Source organism: Vibrio sp. Vb1980 (assembly GCF_033338615.1).
Taxonomy (GTDB): Bacteria; Pseudomonadota; Gammaproteobacteria; order Enterobacterales; family Vibrionaceae; genus Vibrio; species Vibrio alginolyticus.
Map to the genome: position 1 here is coordinate 68,044 of NZ_JAWOSZ010000009.1, position 15,992 is coordinate 84,035.

Annotated in this window: 15 protein-coding genes, 1 pseudogene and 1 other annotated feature; of the genes and pseudogenes, 4 read left to right on the forward strand and 12 right to left on the reverse strand. The window is 44.9% G+C overall.

The features are described 5' to 3' along the window. Positions 1-139: 139 nt before the first annotated feature. Positions 140-724: pseudogene (locus R7F64_RS14830) on the reverse strand (dicarboxylate/amino acid:cation symporter); the annotation flags it as partial. A 543-nt stretch (positions 725-1,267) separates the two neighbouring features. Between R7F64_RS14830 and R7F64_RS14835 the strand changes: the two are divergent. Continuing rightward, positions 1,268-2,809, forward strand: a complete 1,542-nt coding sequence (locus R7F64_RS14835) for a long-chain-fatty-acid--CoA ligase (RefSeq protein ID WP_054577046.1) — start codon at positions 1,268-1,270, stop codon at positions 2,807-2,809. 126 nt (positions 2,810-2,935) lie between these two features. On the opposite strand, the gene R7F64_RS14840 is transcribed toward R7F64_RS14835, so the two are convergent. The 8 genes from R7F64_RS14840 to R7F64_RS14875 form a co-directional block, all read right to left on the reverse strand. Continuing rightward, positions 2,936-3,631, reverse strand: coding sequence for a Crp/Fnr family transcriptional regulator (locus R7F64_RS14840; RefSeq protein WP_005376777.1), 696 nt, complete (start codon positions 3,629-3,631; stop codon positions 2,936-2,938). 196 nt (positions 3,632-3,827) lie between these two features. Then, entirely contained in the window at positions 3,828-4,634 is an 807-nt protein-coding gene (gene trpA, locus R7F64_RS14845) for a tryptophan synthase subunit alpha (protein ID WP_047009991.1), read from the reverse strand. Then, positions 4,634-5,824 carry a tryptophan synthase subunit beta gene (gene trpB, locus R7F64_RS14850; protein WP_005376781.1) on the reverse strand — a complete coding sequence of 397 codons (1,191 nt, stop codon included), beginning with the start codon at positions 5,822-5,824 and terminating at the stop codon, positions 4,634-4,636. The genes trpA and trpB overlap by 1 nt, the downstream gene beginning before the upstream one ends. A 64-nt stretch (positions 5,825-5,888) precedes the next feature. After that, the gene (trpCF, locus tag R7F64_RS14855; protein ID WP_318071865.1) at positions 5,889-7,328 is read right to left on the reverse strand and encodes a bifunctional indole-3-glycerol-phosphate synthase TrpC/phosphoribosylanthranilate isomerase TrpF; all 1,440 of its coding nucleotides are present in this window, start codon (positions 7,326-7,328) and stop codon (positions 5,889-5,891) included. A gap of 13 nt (positions 7,329-7,341) precedes the next feature. After that, entirely contained in the window at positions 7,342-8,352 is a 1,011-nt protein-coding gene (trpD, locus tag R7F64_RS14860; protein ID WP_318071866.1) for an anthranilate phosphoribosyltransferase, read from the reverse strand. A 37-nt stretch (positions 8,353-8,389) separates the two neighbouring features. Next, on the reverse strand, positions 8,390-8,998 hold the full coding sequence (locus R7F64_RS14865; RefSeq protein WP_005434961.1) for an aminodeoxychorismate/anthranilate synthase component II: 609 nt from the start codon (positions 8,996-8,998) through the stop codon (positions 8,390-8,392). Between the two features lie 16 nt (positions 8,999-9,014). After that, on the reverse strand, positions 9,015-10,580 hold the full coding sequence (locus R7F64_RS14870) for an anthranilate synthase component 1 (protein WP_064354137.1): 1,566 nt from the start codon (positions 10,578-10,580) through the stop codon (positions 9,015-9,017). Between the two features lie 126 nt (positions 10,581-10,706). Next, positions 10,707-10,810, reverse strand: a sequence feature (Trp leader region). Further along, positions 10,757-10,882: a trp operon leader peptide gene (locus tag R7F64_RS14875; protein WP_005376787.1), complete on the reverse strand. Its 126-nt coding sequence runs from the start codon at positions 10,880-10,882 to the stop codon at positions 10,757-10,759. It overlaps the preceding feature by 54 nt. Positions 10,883-10,977: 95 nt before the next feature. On the opposite strand from R7F64_RS14875, the gene rnm reads away from it, so the two are divergent. Both rnm and R7F64_RS14885 read left to right on the forward strand, forming a co-directional pair. Next, complete coding sequence (gene rnm / locus R7F64_RS14880) at positions 10,978-11,835, forward strand: RNase RNM (RefSeq protein WP_005386777.1); 858 nt, start codon at positions 10,978-10,980, stop codon at positions 11,833-11,835. Between the two features lie 59 nt (positions 11,836-11,894). After that, positions 11,895-12,515 (forward strand): L-threonylcarbamoyladenylate synthase, encoded by a 621-nt coding sequence (locus R7F64_RS14885; RefSeq protein ID WP_005376791.1) that lies wholly within the window; start codon positions 11,895-11,897, stop codon positions 12,513-12,515. Between the two features lie 93 nt (positions 12,516-12,608). Here the strand turns inward: R7F64_RS14885 and R7F64_RS14890 are convergent, their stop codons facing one another. Next, the gene (locus tag R7F64_RS14890) at positions 12,609-13,319 is read right to left on the reverse strand and encodes a calcium-binding protein (RefSeq protein ID WP_005376796.1); all 711 of its coding nucleotides are present in this window, start codon (positions 13,317-13,319) and stop codon (positions 12,609-12,611) included. A 565-nt stretch (positions 13,320-13,884) separates the two neighbouring features. On the opposite strand from R7F64_RS14890, the gene rluB reads away from it, so the two are divergent. Further along, positions 13,885-14,823: a 23S rRNA pseudouridine(2605) synthase RluB gene (gene rluB, locus R7F64_RS14895; RefSeq protein WP_054701249.1), complete on the forward strand. Its 939-nt coding sequence runs from the start codon at positions 13,885-13,887 to the stop codon at positions 14,821-14,823. Positions 14,824-15,010: 187 nt separating this feature from the next. Here rluB and R7F64_RS14900 read toward each other — a convergent pair whose 3' ends face one another. Both R7F64_RS14900 and yeiP read right to left on the reverse strand, forming a co-directional pair. After that, complete coding sequence (locus R7F64_RS14900) at positions 15,011-15,331, reverse strand: HI1450 family dsDNA-mimic protein (RefSeq protein WP_074191537.1); 321 nt, start codon at positions 15,329-15,331, stop codon at positions 15,011-15,013. A gap of 2 nt (positions 15,332-15,333) precedes the next feature. Further along, positions 15,334-15,900, reverse strand: a complete 567-nt coding sequence (gene yeiP, locus R7F64_RS14905; protein WP_005376801.1) for an elongation factor P-like protein YeiP — start codon at positions 15,898-15,900, stop codon at positions 15,334-15,336. Between the last annotated feature and the right edge of the window lie 92 nt (positions 15,901-15,992).

Genomic DNA, 15,992 nt, shown 5'->3' on the forward strand with positions numbered 1-15,992 from the left:
TGAACGTCCTGAACCTCTTAGAGTGTTGTGTTTGAAAAGAAAATAAAAATTAGAAATATTTTTTTGGAAGAATATTTTTGATTTTTATCTTGATATACAGTGGGTTAGGTAAGCTTTGTGTGTGCTAAATATTACTTTTTACTATCTTGATCATCCAAACCATTGCGTCAACGATGCAGTTAACACCATTGATGATTGGTTCACGACGCTCTTTTGCTTGCTTAGAAATCGCAATACCAAAGAACATACAGAAAACGAGGATCTGTAGGATGTTTGCTTCATTTAGTGATTGGAAAACGTTGGTTGGGATCATACCAGTGATGGTTGCCCAGAAAGTAGGTAGTTCACCTTTTGAAGCGTATTCTGCTGAGAACATGCCTTCAACGCCAGAGACGTCGATACCCATGCCTGGTTGGAATACTTCACCCATAAATAGTGCAAGCGCAACGGCTAGGGCGGATGTTAAACCAAAATAACCTAGAGTGACGATGCCAACTTTACCTGCTGACTGGCTGTTCCCAAGACCAGCGGCGCCAGAAATCAAGGCTACAGCGACCAAAGGAATAACCAACATTTTGATTAAGTTGATAAAGATAGCACCTAAAGGAGCGAACACTGTCGCATCATGACCCATCATGGCACCAACGGCTGTGCCCACGATCATGGCGATTACGACTTGTACGCCAATGTTGTTTAGCAAACTCTTTTCTTTTAACACTTCCATAACCTCTGTGCTAATAAAATGTAAAATCCTAAAATTACCCACTAACCATAAATGGATTTACGGATAATTATCTCGCCTTGCTTTTTACACTTATCGTTTACAATTGGCAATATGCAGCAAGGTATTATTGATGGATTAATCGATATTTTATTGACGAACGATAAAGTTTTGTTCAATAGCAAACGTTTGCTATTGATTTTTCTTATAAGGGTTACGCTTGGGATTGTTCAAGTTTATTTTTCTTTATTTGTTTTCTTTTTGTTAATTTTAACCGCTTTTGTATTTGCTATTGCAGTCAGAGTTTTTAGTGACTTGGGGTGATATTTATAACAATTCATCTCTTTCAAGCTCACACTTTTATTAATTTGCCTTCTGAAATGTTAATTGCTTTACATTCTTAGTCCTGATTGCGTTGTAAACATAATGTTAAATGGTAATGACTGGTGAGAATCAAATGCTGACGATCCAGTGTTAAGGATAACTTGCTTAGTTAATGCTCCTGAGCTGATTAGACGAGAAAGACAAGTAAGAGGTGAAGAGACTATGATGAATCTTGCTGCTGCGTTACAAAGAAATGCTGCGAGTAAACCAGATAAAACGGCGTTGATATGTGGCACTGAAAAGATAAATTATGCGCAGTTTGATGCGATCGCCGGCAAGATCGCAGCGTCTTTAATCAATAAAGGCGTAAAGCCAGGTGACCGCGTTGCGATTTCATGCCCAAACATTCCTTTTTTCGCGTTTGTTTATTATGCAATACAAAAAGCTGGCGCGGTTGCAGTCCCATTAAATGTGCTTTTGAAAGCGCGAGAAATTAAGTATCACTTAGAAGATTCAAAAGCGAAGTTTTATTTCTGCTTTGAAGGGACGAAAGAACTGCCAATGGCAAAAGAGGGTGTCAAAGCCTTTGAACAAGTCGATACATGCGAAGGCATAGTCGTATTGACTCAATCTCAAGATGAAAGCTATTGGAATGGTGTAATAACTCTCAATGCGTTTATAGCCGATGTCCAACCGTTGCCGGATTATATACCGCGTAATGCGGATGATACATGTGTGATTTTGTATACATCAGGGACGACAGGCTTACCAAAAGGCGCTGAACTGACTCAGCAGAACATCATAATGAACGCTCTGGTGGCACAAAACATTATGGGCAGCCAGGCCGATGATATTCACTTAGTAACTTTGCCTTTATTTCATACATTTGGTCAAACCGTCCACTTAAATGCTAGTGTTTTGGGCGGGGCAACATTGGTGTTAGTGCCTAGGTTTGAGCCTAAACATGTTCTTGAGCTGGTGGAAAAACATAGGGTGACGATATTTGCTGGTGTGCCAACGATGTACATCGGTCTGCTTCATGTGCAGCATCAATTTGATACCTCGTCATTGCGTGTTGCAGTAAGCGGTGGTGCGCCATTACCAACCGAAATCTTTCGAACCTTTGAAGAAACATTTAATGTGCCGATCTTAGAAGGATACGGGTTGTCGGAGACAAGTCCTATTGCATGTTTTAATCATTTAGATCAGGAGCGAATACCAGGCTCGGTAGGTCAACCGGTTCAAGGCGTCGAAGTAAGAGTTATCGACATTGAAGGCAATGCACTACCGATAGGCGAAGAAGGTGAGATTGTTGTGCGTGGTCATAATGTTATGAAGGGATATCTTGACCGCCCAGAAGTTACTGAATCTGCGCTACAAAATGGTTGGTTCCATACTGGTGATGTGGGCCGCTTTGACAGTTCAGGTAATTTATTTATTGTCGATAGAATGAAAGATCTGATCATTCGAGGTGGATTTAATGTTTATCCCAGAGAAATTGAAGAAGTTTTCATGACTCATCCTGCCGTTTCAATGGTCGCGGTGATAGGGATTCCAAATGAAGAGTATGGCGAAGAGATAAAAGCCTACGTTGTACTTAAACCAAAAGAATACATTGACGCCGATTCATTACAAAAGTGGGGTAAAGAGCAATTAGCCTCGTTTAAATATCCTCGTTATGTCGAAATTCGTGAACACCTCCCGATGAGTGCGACAGGAAAGATTTTGAAACGTGAGTTGAAATCTGAATTGAATATAGCTTAGTCAATTCAATGGTCTTTGTGTCACAGCGCCACTTGCCTAAGCGCAAATGGTGTTGTGCTCTTGACCAATTAGATGCATAAGGTTTTTAGCTATCGTTAGACAATACTTACCGTTTGTTGAATGGATCTATTGCTCGAGTTCTTTAAAGTATTCTTCTAAGCGTTTCGGATTGGTAATGGTTACTGAGCCATAGTTTAGCTCTAGCATCCCAATACTTTCTAATCGTTTTAGTATCTTGTGTACGCTCTGACGAGTTAGCCCCATCATGTTAGCGATATGTTCTCTTGTTACCCTGACAACGCATGGTCGAGTATCGATCGCTTGATTAAGTTGGTATTCAGCAAGTAGCAGCAACCTTTTGGCGACTCGTTCTTCAATTCCTCTAATCGCGTCATCTTCGATAACAGAAATAGCAGACCACAAGCGGCGGCTAAGTAAGTCGAGTATAGTGGGGTAACTTTGAGGGTATTTGGCGAGTAATTGGCGAAATTTATCTCCAGGAAGCTCCATTACAGTCACGTCAGAATGCGCGGTCGCACCAAAAATACGAGGCATGCCGGGAGAAAAAACATTGTCTCCAAACCAGCCACCAGCTTCGAAAATCATCAGTGTGACTTCTTTGCCTTTTGAACTAATTGAGTTCACTCTCACTGCACCTTGAGCTATGACCATAAGAGAAGATTGAAGCGCACCTTTATTGCAAATCAGTGCTTTTTCGTCGAAGCAGCGGACCTTAGTCATTTGCGCTGCTTCACTAAGCCCTTTATCTGGCAGCCCTGATAGTACAGGACATTTGGCTAGCAGTGTTTTGACTTCTTCCATGTAGCAACCTTACTGCACATTGCTTTATTGAGTTAGTTAAGTTACCCAAGCTTAACACTCTTTGAGTGCTCTGCTTGAGATAGATTTGGAAAGTGCGGGCGTTGAACAAAAAATGACGTGGCATAAACGCGATAGTAAGAAAACGCCCACTAAACATAATGTTAAGCGGGCGTTGTTGTGTCATATCAAACTGAAATTATTTTTGAGTGGCGGCTTTCATTGCAGAAACGAATTCACCTAGCTTGTCGAGCATAATTTGTGGCTGATCAACGTTCGCTTCAATGATTTTGACCACGGCTGAACCAGAAATTGCACCAGCGGCGCCAGATTCTAGTGCTTGTTTCACCTGTGCAGGCTCTGAGATGCCAAAACCAAGTAGTGCTGGTGGCGCATCAAATTGGTTCAGTCTATCCAGCATATGACCTACAGGCATGTTTGCTTTGGTTTCTGCGCCAGTAACGCCAGCACGAGATAGTAGGTAAGTGTAGCCGCCACCTAACTCTGATACTTGCTTCAGTGTTTCATCACTTGCCGTTGGTGGTGCGATGAAGATTGGGTGAATACCAAACTTCTCTGCAGCAGCAACAAATTCAGCACTTTCATTAGTTGGTACGTCTGCAATCAAAACAGAATCGATGCCTGCTTTTGCACAACGCTCATAGAAGTTCTCGATACCACGAGAGTAAACAAGGTTCGCGTACATCAGAAGACCAATAGGCAACTCTGGGTATTTAGCTCGGATCTTACCGATTTGCTCGAAGCAGATATCTGGTGTTGCACCTGAATCTAACGCGCGAATGTTAGCGCCTTGGATGGTTGGGCCATCGGCTAGCGGATCTGAGAATGGAATACCAAGTTCAAGGGCATCTGCGCCAGACTCAACCAGTGTTTCCATGATTTTGTAAGACTGCTCTGCGTTTGGATCGCAAACCGTTACGAACGGTACAAATGCGCCTTGGTTCTTTTCGTTTAGGCGCGCAAACATCTTCTCATAACGGCTCATTAGATCGCTCCTTTTTCTTCTAGGATGGCATGTACAGTGAAGATATCTTTATCACCACGACCAGATAGGTTAACAACCAGCAATTGCTCTTTTTCTGGATTCTCACGTGCCATACGCAGTGCGTGTGCCACGGCGTGAGAAGATTCAAGTGCAGGGATGATGCCTTCATGGCGTGCAATCTCTTGGAATGCTTCTAGCGCTTCATCGTCTGTCACGTTGTCGTATTCAGCACGGCCAATTGCGTTTAGGTGTGCGTGCTGTGGACCAACTGAAGGGAAATCAAGGCCAGCAGACACCGAGTAAGACTCTTCTACTTGGCCGTTTGGATCTTGCATCAATGGTGCTTTCATACCGAAGAAGATGCCTGTTTTACCATGCTTAAGTGGTGCACCGTGCTGGTCAGTATCGATACCTTTACCTGCTGGCTCAACACCAATTAGGCGAACGCTTTCTTCTTCGATGAAGTCAGCAAACATACCAATCGCGTTTGAACCACCGCCCACACATGCGATAACCGCATCAGGAAGACGACCTTCACGTGCCAAAATCTGATTCTTCGTTTCTTCACCAATCATGCGTTGGAAGTCACGCACGATCGTTGGGAATGGGTGAGGGCCTGCCGCTGTACCTAGTAGGTAGTGCGCGTCTTCATAAGTTGCAGACCAGTCGCGTAGCGCTTCGTTACATGCATCTTTAAGTGTCGCTGAACCCGAGTGGACAGGAATAACTTCTGCGCCCATTAGCTTCATACGGAATACGTTCGGGCTTTGACGCTCAACGTCTTTTGCACCCATGTAAACGCGACACTTAAGGCCAAGTAGTGCACACGCTAGTGCGGTTGCAACACCGTGTTGGCCTGCGCCTGTTTCTGCGATGATTTCGTTTTTACCCATGCGTTTCGCAAGCAGAGCTTGACCTAACACTTGGTTGGTCTTGTGCGCGCCACCGTGAAGTAGGTCTTCACGTTTTAGGTACAGTTTGGTTTTCGTACCTTTGGTTAGGTTACGAGTTAGAGTCAAAGCCGTTGGACGGCCCGCATACTCTTGAAGAAGCGTCATGAATTCGCTGCGGAATTCTGGATCTTCTTGCGCGTCGATAAACGCTTGCTCTAGTTGCTCCAGTGCTGGAACTAGAATTTGCGGAACGTACTGACCGCCGTATTCGCCAAAGTAGGCATTCAGTTTTGCCATCGTTATATTCCTTCTCGTATTTTTCGCTACGAATAGCTTTAAATTTTTTAGCTGATGTCCAGCTTTAGTAGTTGCGAATAGCAGCGAATGCCGCGAGCAACTTCTGTGAATCTTTTTTGCCTGGTGCGCTTTCTATACCAGAGTTTAAATCTAATCCCAAACAACCTAGTGTCGCTGCTTGTTGAGCATTTTCTGGCGACAGTCCGCCCGCTAGCATAATTTGACTTGGGTCGCCGATCAGTGACCAGTCGAACACTTGACCAGTTCCGCCAGTTTGAGTGCCAACTTGCGCATCTAATAGGTGGCGGTCAATGTTGTCTGCTAGCAGTTCTGGCTTGGCATCAGTCACGCCGTAAGCTTTCCAAATTTCTACCGCTGCTGGCAGTTCGGCTTTGAGTTGGTTTACGTAAGCTTGGTCTTCTTGACCGTGCAGTTGCACCGCTTTTAAACCCAAAGAGGTCACGACAGAAGCAACAAAATCGATATCGTGATTTTGGAACACGCCTACATAGTTCAGTGGAGCACCGCTCATGGTTAAGCGCGCACCTTCAAGGTCGACCGCACGCTTCGACTTCTCGACAAAAATCAGGCCACCAAATACTGCGCCTGCTTGATATGCTTTTGCTGCGTCATCTGGATGCGTTAAGCCACACACTTTATTTTCGCCTAACGTCACTTTACGTACAGCAAGTTCTAGGTTGTCTTCCGCCATCAGTGAACTACCAATCAAGAAGCCGTCTGCGTATTCCGCTAAATCACGAATTTGTTGATGCGTATAAATGCCAGATTCTGAGATTACTGTTGCGTTAGGAGCCAGTTCGCGAATGGCCGGTGCCAGTTCTTTAGTACGATTCAAATCAGTACTTAGGTCGCGAAGGTTACGGTTATTAATGCCGATAACGCGTGCGCCAAGCTTAACGGCACGATGAAGCTCTTCTTCGTTGCTGACTTCGGTCAAGATACCCATGTTCAGGCTGTGTGCTGCTTCCTCTAGCGCTTTGTACTCTTCGTCATTAAGGACAGAAAGCATCAGTAGCACGGCATCAGCACTGTAATGACGCGCTAGGTAAACTTGGTAGGTATCTACCATGAAGTCTTTGCACAGAACCGGTTGTTTGACTTGACCACGCACTTGAGGAAGAAAGTCAAAGTTACCTTGGAAGTACTTCTCGTCTGTTAGGACTGAAATCGCATCAGCATGGTTGTTGTAAACCGATGCAATGTAATCCAAGTTGAAGTGATCACGAATCAAACCTTTAGAAGGAGATGCCTTCTTACATTCGGTGATGAAGGCCGTCTTTTCGCCACTCAGAGCATCGTAGAAGCTGCGGTCCGATGGCAGCAAATCAGACTGAAATGTGCTTAGCGGTTGAGACACCTTACGGTCTGCTACCCACTGATATTTGTCGCGGACAATTTTCGCCAGTACTTCTGCCATTTCTGCTTCTTTCTTAGAAACGTGTTCAGACAGGTTGTCAGCTTGCTGAGTGTTGAAGTCAGTCATCTTCTTCAATTCCTTAAGCGTGTGCGGCAAGTTGTTGTACCAATTGATACGCCTTGCCTGAATTCATTGCCTCAATCGCTTGTTGCGTGTTGGCTTTTAAATCTTCGTGGCCGAATAGACGCATTAGCAGAGCAACGTTTACTGCCACTGCACCCAACTGTGCGTCTGTACCTTTACCCGTCAGGATATTGGTAATGATCGCTTTGTTTTCTTCAGGATCGCCACCTTTGATCGCTTCTAGTGGGTGCGCGTCTAGACCGAAGTCTGCAGGCGTTAGTTTGTATTCTGTGATCTTACCGTCTTTGATTTCGGCAACGGTTGTTTCACCATGAATCGCCACTTCGTCCAAGCCACTGCCGTGAACTACAGCGGCGCGCTTCATACCCATTTGTAGCATGGTTTCTGCGATAGGACGAACCAGTTCTTCACTGTAAACGCCCATCAATTCGATGTTAGGACGAGCAGGGTTAATCAGTGGGCCAAGAATGTTAAAGATGGTGCGGGTTTTCATGGTTTGACGCACTGGCATCGCATGGCGCACACCACCGTGGTACTGAGGTGCAAATAGGAAAGCAACACCAATATCGTCTACCGCTTTGCGCGTATCTTCTGCGCTCATAGCTAGGTTGATACCAAATGAATCAAGAAGGTCAGAAGAACCCGATTTGCTGGAAACGCTGCGGTTACCGTGTTTCGCTACTTTTAGACCACATGCTGCAGCAACAAACGCCGCAGTGGTTGAAATGTTGATGGTGTTGTGACCGTCACCGCCAGTACCTACGATATCTGCGAAATCGTAATCTGGGCGAGGGAATGGATTTGCGTTTGCCAGCAGTGCTTTGGCCGCGCCTGCAATTTCGTCTGGCGTTTCGCCTTTGATTTTTAGTGCAGTCAGTGCTGATGCCATCAAAATTGGATCTAGTTCACCACGGATAATGATGTCGAATAGCTGTTGGCTCTCTTCCTGAGTAAGCGATTCTTGCTCGTACAGTTTGGTAATAATAGGGTTGATGATTGTTTCCATATTTCCTCTCCTAAATTTCTTATGTGCCAAGTGCTTATTAAGCAGTGAGTGGGTTCGCTGAAGTTTGTTCTTCAAGTGCCCATTCAATGGCATTGGCCAACAGTGTTGCTCCGTAGGTCGTCATAATAGATTCCGGGTGGAACTGGAACCCGCAAACTTTATCTTCTTCATGTACAACAGACATTACCAAGTCATCCACTTCTGCTGTGATGGTTAGGCTCTCAGGAACCTTGGTCGCAACCAGCGAGTGGTAACGTGCAATTGCAAGTGGTGATGGTAGGTTTTGGTAAATCGCATGGTTTTGGTGCTCCATCATAGAGACCTTACCGTGAATGATTTCGCCCGCGCCAGCAACAGTACCGCCGTACGCTTCAACAATCGCTTGGTGACCAAGACAAATGCCGATCATCGGCACTTTGCCTTTCATACGTTGGATAAGCTCTGGCATTGAGCCTGCCTCTGAAGGTGCACCAGGACCTGGTGATAGCAGAACCACTGGGTTTTCAAGCTCATTTACCGCTTGTTCAATGGTTTCTGCTGGGATGTTGTTTCGGTAAATCTTGACTGAGTGACCTAGCGAGCGGAATTGATCCACAAGGTTGTAGGTGAACGAGTCAAAGTTGTCGATAAAAATGATATTAGCCATCTCTGAACCCTATTCCTTATTGTGAATTATGCGCTGCTTGGATAGCAGAGATTACCGCTTGTGCTTTGCCGCGCGTTTCGTCTGCTTCCGCTTGTGGATCAGAGTCGAACACCACGCCAGCACCAGCTTGAACTTGAGCAATGCCGTTCTCAACGTACGCTGAGCGGATCACGATACAGGTGTCGAGTGTGCCTTCACCAGTGAGGTAGCCAACAGCGCCGCCGTAGCTACCGCGTCGTGCGCCTTCTACATCGCGAATCAACTGCATGGCACGAATCTTAGGTGCGCCGGTGAGCGTACCCATGTTCATACATGCTTGGTATGCGTGCAGCGCGTCTAGGTCTTCACGCAGTTGACCAACCACACGAGACACCAAGTGCATTACGTGGCTGTAGCGGTCGACTTTTAGAAGGTCTGCTACGTGGCGAGTACCAGATTGAGCAATACGAGCGACGTCGTTACGTGCCAAGTCAACCAACATCATGTGTTCTGCGTTTTCTTTCATGTCGGTGCGCAGTTCAAGTTCGATGCGACTATCTAGGTCGAAATCAATCTCGCCGTTAGGGCGCTTACCACGGCGACGTGTGCCTGCTATTGGGTAGATTTCAATTTGGTTAGTGTGTGTTTCGTACTTAAGCGCACTTTCTGGTGATGCGCCAAACAGAGTGAACAGCTCATCTTGCATGTAAAACATGTAAGGGCTTGGGTTACTTTGTTTCAGTTCTTTGTAAGCCGCGAGTGGAGAAGGGCAAGGTAGAGTGAATCTACGAGACGGTACAACTTGGAATACATCGCCTTTCACTACGAACTCTTTTAAGTCGCGAACGGTTTGGCAGAAGTCTGTATCAGACACGCTAGGTTCTACCGTTACATCTGTTATTTGCTCTGCACTCGGCAACAGTTTTGGCGCTGCACACTGGACGCTAATTTCTGCAATACGAGTCTCTAACGTTGTTTTCTCTGAACCATCAACAAACAACGTCGCTTGAAGCTGGCAAGATTCCGTTTGATGGTCGACAACAAGTAGTGTTTCCGCTACGTAGAAAACGTAATCTGGACACTGATTTGTTGCTTTTGCATTACCAAGCGGCTCGAAGTTTGCGACTAAGTCGTAGGCAAACAGACCACCAAGGAAAATCGCGTGCTTGTCTTGCTGCGAAATATCAAAACTATGCTGAACCAAACGCAGCGCATCGAAAGAAGAGGCTTCACGTAGGCGAGAGTCTTCATCTAACGTGTCGCATGGCTGGTTAAACTCCAAAGTTAGCGTTTCGCCATCGAACTTGCTCTCAACGTCACCACGGATGTTTTGGTTTAGGTGAGACAGTAGGTTTTTACCGTTATTGGTCAAGGCGTGCATGCTAACGGTATGGCCGAAGCAAACAATGCGAACCGCTGAATCTACGATCAGCAGGGATTTTAAATTTTGCTTTGAATCGATCTCAGCAGATTCCAGCAATAGGCTGTCAGTTTTGTTCTCACATAGTGTGTGGAACAAGCGAGTCGGGTCTTGAGTATAAGGGACGGAAGCCGTTAGCACTTCAAGCTGTCCAAGTTTCTTAATTTCAATGGCCTTGTTCACAAGACCTCCTTGTAGCTGTTTAAATCTTCCTGCCGTACATAGTCGCATAAAGCAAACGTTCTCCCAATCTAGAGTTGGCCATATTCGATTAATGTTTAGGCAGTTGAATGTGAAATGAGCAACAAAACAAAAAAGCCCGCTTAAGTAGCGGGCTTTACAACGTTTGGTTCTATAAACTAGAAGTATACGTTTGCCCACCAAGAACTAGTCCAAGTGCGCCACCAAGCAAGATCTGATGAGTTTGCCTTATTAAGACAAACCGCAACTTTCGCTTTTTGGTTTTGGTTAAATTCTTGTAACATGGTGAACCTTAAATTACGTACTTTGTATTTGTGTACTAGTTAACTAGTGCGAGAGTAAAAAGTCAACCCCAAAACGGCATTAAAACGATAAAAATATGAGAATTGATTTACATAGTCACACCACTGCATCGGACGGTCGGTTAGAACCTAAAGATTTAGTGGAAAGGGCGCTGAGTTTTGATATCGAGGTTTTGGCGATCACTGATCACGATACGGTTGACGGTTTGGCGTTAGCTAAGCAATACGTTCAAGATAATAATTTGCCGATAAAAATCATCAATGGCATTGAGATATCGACCGTCTGGCAAAACAAAGACATTCATATTGTCGGCCTGAATATCGATCCGGAAAATGAACAATTATCTGCCCTCATAGAACAACAGAAGCAGCATCGCATAACACGATCTGAGTTAATTGCAGAGCGACTACAAAAAGCAACTCGAGTAGGTGTGCTTGAAGAGGTAAGGCAAATCGCCGGTGATGCTCCAGTGACAAGAGCGCATTTCGCGAAATGGTTGGTAGATAATGGTTACGCAAAAACCATGCAAATGGTGTTTAAAAAATACCTAACGCGTAATAACCCAGGTTATGTACCACCGAATTGGTGTTCGATGAAGGATGCGGTTGATGCTATCCATGCGGCTGGTGGAATGGCGGTATTAGCGCATCCTGGCAGATATAAGTTGACAGCGAAGTGGATTAAGCGTCTTCTAGCAGCGTTTGTCGAAGCAGGTGGTGATGCGATGGAAGTTGCACAGCCACAGCAAGCACAACAAGAAAGGCGCAACTTGGCTGATTATGCTATACAATACAAACTATTAGCCTCTCAAGGCAGTGATTTTCACTACCCATCACCGTGGATGGAGCTAGGAAGGAACCTATGGTTGCCTGCTGGCGTCGAACCAGTTTGGAAAGATTGGGGAATAGATCCTTCGTTGAATAATACTCAGTAATACGAAGTCGAGAACCCATAGAAATATAGAGCCGAGAGGCTCGATAATGAGGAATTACAATGAGCCAGTTTTTTTACGTTCACCCAGAAAACCCACAGGCTCGCTTGATTAATCAAGCAGTAGCAATCATTCGTAACGGCGGCGTTGTGGTTTACCCTACTGATTCAGGGTATGCACTTGGCTGTCAGTTGGAGAACAAACAGGCGCTGGAACGAATCTGTCAGATTCGTCGTCTGGATGATAAGCATAACTTTACTTTACTGTGTCGTGATTTGTCGGAGCTTTCTCTCTATGCGCGAGTGGATAACTCTGCATTCCGACTGCTGAAGAATAACACACCAGGTCCTTACACCTTCATCTTCAAAGGCACAAAAGAGGTGCCGCGTCGTTTGATGAATGCAAAACGTAAGACCATCGGTATCCGTGTTCCAGACAATCAAATTGCCTTGGACTTGTTGGAAGCATTAGGTGAGCCGATGATGTCTACGTCGTTGATTCTACCTGGCAGTGACGTAACAGAATCTGATCCAGAGGATATTCGAGATAAACTAGAACATGCGGTTGATGTGATTCTTAATGGCGGTTACCTAGGTGAACAACCTACGACTGTAATTGACTTTAGCGAAGGTGAACCTGTTGTAGTTCGTTTGGGATCTGGTGACCCTGCACCATTCGAATAGTAGACGCACATCATCGTCAAACAAAATAGGAGGCATCGCGCCTCCTATTTTAGTTGTCATATCGAATATCTCATTGAACTTAACTGATTGAGGTTAAGCGAAATCGAAAATGTCGATACCATTTTGTTCTGCATAGTTGATGTATGCAGAGCTCACACCGTTTAGTGTCACTTCAACATTGTATTCATCACTTGAGAATACTGCCCAGCCACACTCATTGTAAGATAAAGTCAGATCATCCGCTGAATCCAAGAACGTATCTCGAATGCCATCGTTATCAGTGTCTCGGCCCATATCAAAGACAAGTTTGTCATGGAAAATATTAAAATCGACAATGTCGGCTTTGACATCAATATCGTTGGAAGATACTGGCTGATCAGGTACACCAATAGCCAGGCGGTTTGTAAGCACGAAGGTGTCGTCTCCACAGCCACCGCTCAGTACTGATTCACCATCACCAACAACGAGGGTGTCGTTACCCCAGCCACCACTCAAGTAGTTGTTGCCTGAATAATCAAAAATTGTGTCGTCGCCACAGCCACCAAAGAGTTTGTCGTTTCCTAATCCTCCGGATAGGAAATCGTTTCCAAAGCCGCCAGAAACAAAGTCGTTACCTCGGCCACCAAGCAAGGTATCATCTCCCCAGCCACCGAAGACAATATCATTACCTCCGTATCCTACAAACTTATCATCACCACAGAAGCCGAAGAAAATATCGGTTGTTTCAGAGCCTTTTGTGCCTGTCATATCGTCATCTTGAGATGTCCCAAAAATCCAATTTAGGTCGAGATTTAGCATAGACATTGTTCTATTCCTTTTTGTCTGATTTATGCCAATCGCCGAGAGTGCAGAGCGAACCTAGAGAGTCAGAGTACACGATAGCATTAGTGTTATTTTTGATGTGAACTAATGACTTAAAGACAATTTTTGTCTTGTTACCCACGACCGTGCTTTGCTATGAGCGCTCATTGTCTGCGGTGATTGGTATTACTTAGCAGCAAACAGGGACGGCTTATTCTTCGTTGCTTTCTAGCAATACGAACAGTAAACACACCCCAAGTGGTTATTGTTGTAACCCTGACAATTTTATCAGGTACCGCGTGGTTAAAGTGGTTCAGGAAGACCGATATTAGTGGGATTCTCGTTGAGCAATGCCTGCTTTAAGTAGTAAAAAAGTTGCAGAATAGGACAAATATTTCGGTCATTTTTGAAGTGAATTTTGGTGTGGAGAATGGCGCCGATTTAGCTTACATTAACTAAGAAAGTTACGTATAATGTCCGACCGAAAAATCCCACTGAAATGGGTAAATAGCAAAATACAGACCAATCCTGGTCTAGACGTCTGTGAAGACGACACATAGGTAGATAAATGAGCGAAAAGTTACAAAAAGTATTAGCACGTGCTGGTCACGGTTCTCGTCGTGAGATTGAATCGTTAATTAAATCTGGTCGCGTTAGCGTGAACGGTGTAGTCGCTAAGCTTGGTGAAAGACTTGAAGACGAGAGCAGCGTAGTTCGTATCGATGGTCACATTGTCTCTGCAAAGATTCAAGAAGAAGTGATTTGTCGTGTACTTGCGTACTACAAACCTGAGGGTGAACTGTGTACTCGTCACGATCCAGAAGGTCGTCGTACTGTTTTTGATCGTCTGCCAAAAATTCGTGGCTCTCGTTGGATTTCAGTTGGTCGTCTGGATGCGAACACTTCTGGTCTTCTACTTTTCACAACGGATGGTGAACTGGCGAACCGCTTAATGCACCCAAGCCGCCAAGTTGAACGTGAATACCTAGTACGTGTGTTCGGTGAAGTAACTGAACAGAAAGTTCGTAATCTAGTAAAAGGTGTTGAACTGGAAGACGGTTTAGCTCGCTTTGAAGATGTTGTTTACGCGGGTGGTGAAGGCATGAACCACACGTTTTACGTTGTTATCAACGAAGGTCGTAACCGCGAAGTTCGTCGACTATGGGAATCGCAAGAGTGTACCGTTAGCCGTCTGAAACGTGTTCGTTACGGCGACATCTTCTTAGACAAGAAACTGCCTCGTGGAGGTTGGATGGAGCTTGACCTGAAAGAAGTAAACTATTTGCGTGAGCTTGTAGAGCTTCGTCCAGAGAAAGAAACCATGCTTGATCTGAACAAAGACAACACGTCACGCAAACGTGAGCGTGCACGCAGCCAAAAAATTCGTCGCGCAGTTAAGCGCCATGAAGAGCGTGTTAACACGCCAAAAGGCCGCAGCAACAACCCTTCTCGTCGTAAGCCGAAGAAGGCTGCTGGTGACCAAGGCGCACGTAACAAGCATCGTTAATCGATAGCAAAACATCAGAAAGGCTTGCCAATTCGGCAAGCCTTTTTCTTATCTGTTACATAACAAAAGGATCTAAAGCCGATATAGAGCAGGGTGCTTTGGATAAACAAATATCTCAGCTAAACAAAAACAACAGATAAAAAAATACCAGCACTAGGCTGGTATTTTTGTTCATGATGAAGAAACGTTAATCGCGTTTCCAAAGCATATGGCAGAACTTATGTTCAGGGTCTCGGCTGATTAGCATACGAGCAAATACGTCATCAAGAACGTCATTTTCCTCATTTACTAGGCCGATACGAACCTCTGCATATACTTCTTTGTCGATCTCGAAGCCAACATGTTCAACCCAGTCATCACTGGTTTCAACAAGTTCTGCGGCACCACGATCTTCAAATTGCGCAGTAAACAGAATCACGTCAGCAGGCTCTAGGTTATCCGGAGCCATCTCAAGGAAAATGTCGTACGCTGCGTCGATGACGTCGTCGTAAGAAATCAAATCAGACATGCTTATGCTCGGCTCATGTATTTACGTTCAGCTGTGTTAATGATAACTCGGTCACCAGTTGCAATGTACTCAGGAACCTGGATGACAAGACCTGAAGCGAAGCGTGCTGGTTTAGTACGAGCAGATGCAGAAGCACCTTTGATTGAAGGGTCAGTTTCTTCAATCACTAGCTCAACAGAAGATGGTAGTTCAATACCCACTGCAGCACCGTTAACAAGGATAATGTGGATACCTTGTGTATCTTCGTTGATGAACAGCATGTCGTCTTCAACTTCATTGTGCTTGAATGTGTATTGTGAGTAGTCTTCGTTATCCATGAAGATGTGCTCATCGCCGTCAGCGTATGAGTACACAACTGCACGTTTGTTCATTTCTACCGTTTCAACAACGTCATCAGACTTGTAACGCTCATCTACACGTGCGCCCGTGTTTAGATCTGTACAACGCATTTTGTAGATTTTAGCGCCGCCACGACCGCCAGGAGTCGTTACTTCGATGTCTTTAACTAGAAGAGTTTTACCATTAGACTCGATTGCGAAGCCTTTTTTGATTTCACTTGCCTTTGGCATTGTATATTCCTATTCATACTTATTAAGCAAAACTCGGTGATTATAGCGCTAAGTTAGCCGCCTAGCATTAAAATTCATTGCAGAAATTTGTT

Bases quoted from the DNA above. Each gene is read 5' to 3' on its own strand.
- R7F64_RS14835 (WP_054577046.1), top strand. From the start codon at position 1,268: ATGATGAATCTTGCTGCTGCGTTACAAAGAAATGCTGCGAGTAAACCA.
- R7F64_RS14840 (WP_005376777.1), bottom strand. From the start codon at position 3,631: ATGGAAGAAGTCAAAACACTGCTAGCCAAATGTCCTGTACTATCAGGG.
- trpA (WP_047009991.1), bottom strand. From the start codon at position 4,634: ATGAGCCGTTATGAGAAGATGTTTGCGCGCCTAAACGAAAAGAACCAA.
- trpB (WP_005376781.1), bottom strand. From the start codon at position 5,824: ATGGCAAAACTGAATGCCTACTTTGGCGAATACGGCGGTCAGTACGTT.
- trpCF (WP_318071865.1), bottom strand. From the start codon at position 7,328: ATGACTGACTTCAACACTCAGCAAGCTGACAACCTGTCTGAACACGTT.
- trpD (WP_318071866.1), bottom strand. From the start codon at position 8,352: ATGGAAACAATCATCAACCCTATTATTACCAAACTGTACGAGCAAGAA.
- R7F64_RS14865 (WP_005434961.1), bottom strand. From the start codon at position 8,998: ATGGCTAATATCATTTTTATCGACAACTTTGACTCGTTCACCTACAAC.
- R7F64_RS14875 (WP_005376787.1), bottom strand. From the start codon at position 10,882: ATGTTACAAGAATTTAACCAAAACCAAAAAGCGAAAGTTGCGGTTTGT.
- rnm (WP_005386777.1), top strand. From the start codon at position 10,978: ATGAGAATTGATTTACATAGTCACACCACTGCATCGGACGGTCGGTTA.
- R7F64_RS14885 (WP_005376791.1), top strand. From the start codon at position 11,895: ATGAGCCAGTTTTTTTACGTTCACCCAGAAAACCCACAGGCTCGCTTG.
- R7F64_RS14890 (WP_005376796.1), bottom strand. From the start codon at position 13,319: ATGTCTATGCTAAATCTCGACCTAAATTGGATTTTTGGGACATCTCAA.
- rluB (WP_054701249.1), top strand. From the start codon at position 13,885: ATGAGCGAAAAGTTACAAAAAGTATTAGCACGTGCTGGTCACGGTTCT.
- R7F64_RS14900 (WP_074191537.1), bottom strand. From the start codon at position 15,331: ATGTCTGATTTGATTTCTTACGACGACGTCATCGACGCAGCGTACGAC.
- yeiP (WP_005376801.1), bottom strand. From the start codon at position 15,900: ATGCCAAAGGCAAGTGAAATCAAAAAAGGCTTCGCAATCGAGTCTAAT.